We start from the raw sequence: 3,952 nt of genomic DNA, 5'->3' as shown, positions 1-3,952 counted from the left end.
GCCCGCAGCGTCATCATCGAGGACCGTGGGTTGCTGGCCTTCTTGTTCCTGAACAACAATCTGCACGTCGTCCATCACATGCACCCGGGCGTGGCGTGGTACCGGCTGCCCGCGCTCTACCGGGCGCGGCGCGACAGGTATCTGCGGCGCAACGGCGGATATGTCTATCCGTCCTACGGCGCGGTCTTCCGGGCCTTTCTGCTGCGCGCGAAGGATCCGGTCGCACATCCCGGCTGGCGCGACGACGCCTGATCCGCCTATAGACGGGAATGGACGCTTTCCTTCCCGATCTGTGGATCCTCGTCACCCTTGCCGCCGCCGTCTTCCAGACCGGCCGGTTCATGCTGCAGAAGATGCTGGCGCAGGCCACGCTCAGCGCCGCGGGGGCGACCTTTTCGCGGTTCCTCTATTCCGCGCCCTTCATCCTGGCGCTGGTGGCGATCTACCTGCCCGGCAGCGGCAACAGCCTGCCCGCGCTCGCCCCCGGCTTCTGGCTTTTTGGCCTTGCAGGCGGAACCGCCCAGATCCTCGCCACCGTCTGCGTGGTACTGCTGTTCAAGCAGCGTAATTTCGCGGTCGGCATCACCTTCAAGAAAACCGAGGTGATCCAGACCGTGCTGGTGGGCTGGCTGGTGCTGGGCGAAGGCGTCAGCCCGCTGGGCTTCGTCGCGATCGGCATCGGCGTGGCGGGGCTGCTGGTGCTGTCCGGCGGGCCGGAGACCCGCGGCTGGCGGCTGGGCGATCTGCGCAACCGGGCGGCGGGCCTGGGCATCGCCTCGGGGTTTCTGTTTGCGATATCGGCGGTCTGCTATCGGGGCGCCACGCTTTCGGTGCAGACGGATGACGCTTTTCTGCGCGCCGCCGTCACGCTGGCGGCGGTGGTGGCCATGCAGACGGCGATCATGACCCTCTGGCTGCGGCTGCGCGAACCGGGGCAGATGCGTGCCGTCTGGCGCGCGCGGCGCGTGGCGGTCTGGATCGGCCTGACCTCCATGGGCGGCTCGCTGTGCTGGTTCATCGCCTTCACGCTGCAGAACGCCGCCTACGTCAAGGCGCTGGGGCAGGTGGAACTGATCCTGAGCGTCGCCGCCTCCACCCTGTTCTTCCGCGAAAGCATCACCGCCCGGGAATGGGCCGGAATGGCGGTGCTGGTCGTGTCGATCCTGATGCTTGTTCTCGTGACCTGACCGCGCGGCTCCGTCACGGGGCGGTCACTCCGTCGGCAGATGCCCCCGCAACCGCAGAAACAGGCTTTCCTCGTCGCTGTTCTTGAAGAACGGGACGGAGGCGGGCGGGGCGGTATCGCGGGCGCGGGCCTCCACCTCCGCCAGCACGACTTCGGTGATGAAGGGCATGTCGAAGGCGCGCGCATCCGACAGGGCGACCCATTGCAGATGGCTCAACTCGTCACAGGCGGCACCGAAATCATCGAGGTCACTGGCGATGTCACCCGCATCCACGAGAAAGAAGCGCGCGTCGAAGCGGCGCGGGCGCCCCGGCGGGGTCAGCGCGCGGAACACGAATTGCAAAGGCGCGGCATGGGGCACATGGCCCGTTTCCGCAAAGCGCGTCCAGTCCTCGGGCACCGGGCCCTCCCAGTCGCCGGGCTTGCCCAGCACCAGCCCCGTCTCTTCCCACAGCTCGCGGATCGCGGCGGCGGCCAGCGCATTGGCGAACCCCGGTTCGGCATCTTCGGCCAGCCGGGCGGCGCAGGTCTCGGGCAATTCACTGGCAAGTGGTACATAGGCGTCGCCCGCGTCCACGGCCCCGCCGGGAAAGACGAACTTGTTGGGCATGAAGGCCGCCTTGGCGCCGCGCTGACCCATCAGGATGCGGGGGCTTTCGTGCCGGTCGCGGATCACGATCACGGTGGCCGCATTGCGGATCTGGCTCTTGTCGATGGTCATTCTGCGCTCCCGGCGGCTGGCTGCGACATTGGGGAGGGGGCGGTTCAGCTGGCGCGGCCGAAGCCGCCCATTTCCTTCGCCCATTGAAATCCGATCAAGGCGCCCTTCAGTCTGGGCAGAAGGTAAAGCGACAGGCCGACACATCCAACCGCAAAAATGGTAAAGAGAGTCAGAGGCTCGGGCCGCCATGTGACAAAGACAATATGCAGCATCGGGGCCAGCAGATGCCCCACGATCAGGATGGTCAGATAGGCCGGCCCGTCGTCGGCGCGGTGATGAAAGAACTCCTGCCCGCAGACCGCGCAGTCATGGTTCACCTTCAGATAGCTTTTGAGCAACGGGCCGGAGCCGCAATTGGGGCAGCGGTTGCGCCAGCCCCGGAAGATCGCGGGCCAGCGGGCGCGTTCGCCCGAGGTATCGGCCGCTGCGGCGGGGTCCGGGGTGGGGGCGTGTTGCTGCATAGGGCGCTTTCCTGCTTGGAGTTCTAGATGCGCACAAACGGCCCCGATTGAAAGGCGGGAGGACGCGATTGCGGCGCCATGTCGCAAATTCCCGCCGGTGCCGTGGTCAAAGCAGGCAGGGTGCCCGCATTTTTCGGACAGGCCGGTTCGCCGCCGGGCGCGCGCTTCATCCGGCAGCGAAAAAATTTCGACGGAAAATCCCCGGTCTTCCGTTTGACCGGGTATCGCCACGCAGAAAGGCGCGGCGTCAATGAAAACGGAGTATGACATGAAACATCAGGCAAATATCCGCATCGCCACTCTCAGCGCGCTTCTGGTGCTGGGCGCGGGGGCCACGCTGGCGCAGGGACCGGACCGGGCGGCGTTTTTCGCCACGCTCGACGCGGACGGCAACGGCAGCCTCACAAGGGCGGAGCTGGAGGCCCATGCAGAGGCGCGCTTTGCCAGTGCCGATGCCGACGGCGACGGTTTCCTGACAGCGGATGAACTGCGCGCGGCGCAGCACGCCCACCGCGAAGATCACGGCAAACGCATGCTGGAACGGCTCGACAGCGACGGGGACGGCAAGCTCGACGCCGCCGAACTGGCCAAGGGCAAGAAGGGCAAGGCCGATCACCGGGCCGGGCGTATGATCGAAAGGCTCGATACCGACAATGATGCCCGCCTGTCCAGGGCCGAACTGCTGTCGCGCCACGATCCCGCACGCCTCTTTGGCCGATTGGATGCCAATGCCGACGGTGCTGTCACGGCAGAGGAATTCGCCCAAGGCCATGCCAAGGGCGCGGGCCATGGCCGCCGGCATCAGGCGGATTGAGGCTGGTCCGGCGCCCCGCGGCTTGCGCGGCGCGGCGCCGGACCTTAGCGATGGATGCCATGCAGAACCGGACCGACGCAGCGCAGGCCGAGGCGGATGCCGATTTGCTGGCACGCTACGCCGCGGGCGACGCCGCCGCGGCCCGGCTTCTGAGTGCGCGGCTGACGCCCCGGCTCTATGCCCACGCGGTGCGGGTGCTGGGCGACACCGCCGAGGCCGAGGATGTCACGCAGGAGGCGATGCTGCGCCTCTGGCGGATCGCACCCGATTGGCGGCGCGGCGAGGCGCAGGTTTCCACCTGGGCCTACCGGGTGGTCGCCAACCTCTGCACGGACCGGCTGCGCAGGCGGCCCGCGACCCCGTTGGAGGCCGTGGCCGAACCATCCGATCCCGCACCGGGGCCGGAGGCGCTGCTGCAGGCGCAGGCCCGCGATGCCGCGTTGCAGCAGGCGCTCAACACGCTGCCCGCGCGGCAAAGACAGGCGGTGGTGTTGCGCCATATCGACGGGCTGGGCAATGTGGAGATCGCGCAGGTGCTGCAGATCGGGATCGAAGCGGTGGAAAGCCTGACGGCGCGGGGCAAACGCGCGCTGAAGGCCGCACTCGCCGGGCGCAGGGACGAACTGGGGTACGAAGATGACTGAGCGTGACCGGAACAAGTCGGACAATGGGGCAGAGGACGCCGGGGCCGAAGCCGGGCTGGAGGCGCTTTTTGACGAAGCCCGGCGCAGCCCGCCTGCCCCCTCCCGCACCCTGCTGGCCCGGATCGA

Annotated in this window: 6 protein-coding genes; 4 read left to right on the top strand and 2 right to left on the bottom strand. The window is 67.8% G+C overall.

Annotation, left to right across the window (positions count from 1 at the left end; translation table 11 throughout):
- The coding region (locus A3764_RS16920; RefSeq protein ID WP_201722452.1) for a fatty acid desaturase at positions 1-252 on the top strand (252 nt) is incomplete at its 5' end.
- Between the two features lie 17 nt (positions 253-269).
- Positions 270-1,187 carry a DMT family transporter gene (locus A3764_RS16915; protein WP_067922308.1) on the top strand — a complete coding sequence of 306 codons (918 nt, stop codon included), beginning with the start codon at positions 270-272 and terminating at the stop codon, positions 1,185-1,187.
- A gap of 24 nt (positions 1,188-1,211) precedes the next feature.
- On the opposite strand, the gene A3764_RS16910 is transcribed toward A3764_RS16915, so the two are convergent.
- Both A3764_RS16910 and A3764_RS16905 read right to left on the bottom strand, forming a co-directional pair.
- Complete coding sequence (locus A3764_RS16910) at positions 1,212-1,907, bottom strand: NUDIX hydrolase (RefSeq protein ID WP_067922346.1); 696 nt, start codon at positions 1,905-1,907, stop codon at positions 1,212-1,214.
- 44 nt (positions 1,908-1,951) lie between these two features.
- Positions 1,952-2,368, bottom strand: coding sequence for a DUF983 domain-containing protein (locus A3764_RS16905; protein ID WP_067922305.1), 417 nt, complete (start codon positions 2,366-2,368; stop codon positions 1,952-1,954).
- A gap of 268 nt (positions 2,369-2,636) precedes the next feature.
- Here A3764_RS16905 and A3764_RS16895 point away from each other — a divergent pair, with 268 nt between their 5' ends.
- On the top strand, positions 2,637-3,182 hold the full coding sequence (locus A3764_RS16895) for an EF-hand domain-containing protein (RefSeq protein WP_082850999.1): 546 nt from the start codon (positions 2,637-2,639) through the stop codon (positions 3,180-3,182).
- 59 nt (positions 3,183-3,241) lie between these two features.
- Positions 3,242-3,826, top strand: coding sequence for an RNA polymerase sigma factor (locus A3764_RS16890; protein ID WP_443069390.1), 585 nt, complete (start codon positions 3,242-3,244; stop codon positions 3,824-3,826).
- Positions 3,827-3,952: the final 126 nt, after the last annotated feature.

This window comes from Sulfitobacter sp. HI0129, assembly GCF_001635395.1.
GTDB lineage: Bacteria > Pseudomonadota > Alphaproteobacteria > Rhodobacterales > Rhodobacteraceae > Sulfitobacter.
The sequence above is the reverse complement of the archived record's forward strand: the minus strand, read 5'-3'. Positions and strand labels throughout refer to the sequence as shown.

Coding starts and splice junctions, on each gene's coding strand:
- A3764_RS16915 (WP_067922308.1), top strand. CDS start 270: ATGGACGCTTTCCTTCCCGATCTGTGGATCCTCGTCACCCTTGCCGCC.
- A3764_RS16910 (WP_067922346.1), bottom strand. CDS start 1,907: ATGACCATCGACAAGAGCCAGATCCGCAATGCGGCCACCGTGATCGTG.
- A3764_RS16905 (WP_067922305.1), bottom strand. CDS start 2,368: ATGCAGCAACACGCCCCCACCCCGGACCCCGCCGCAGCGGCCGATACC.
- A3764_RS16895 (WP_082850999.1), top strand. CDS start 2,637: ATGAAACATCAGGCAAATATCCGCATCGCCACTCTCAGCGCGCTTCTG.
- A3764_RS16890 (WP_443069390.1), top strand. CDS start 3,242: ATGCAGAACCGGACCGACGCAGCGCAGGCCGAGGCGGATGCCGATTTG.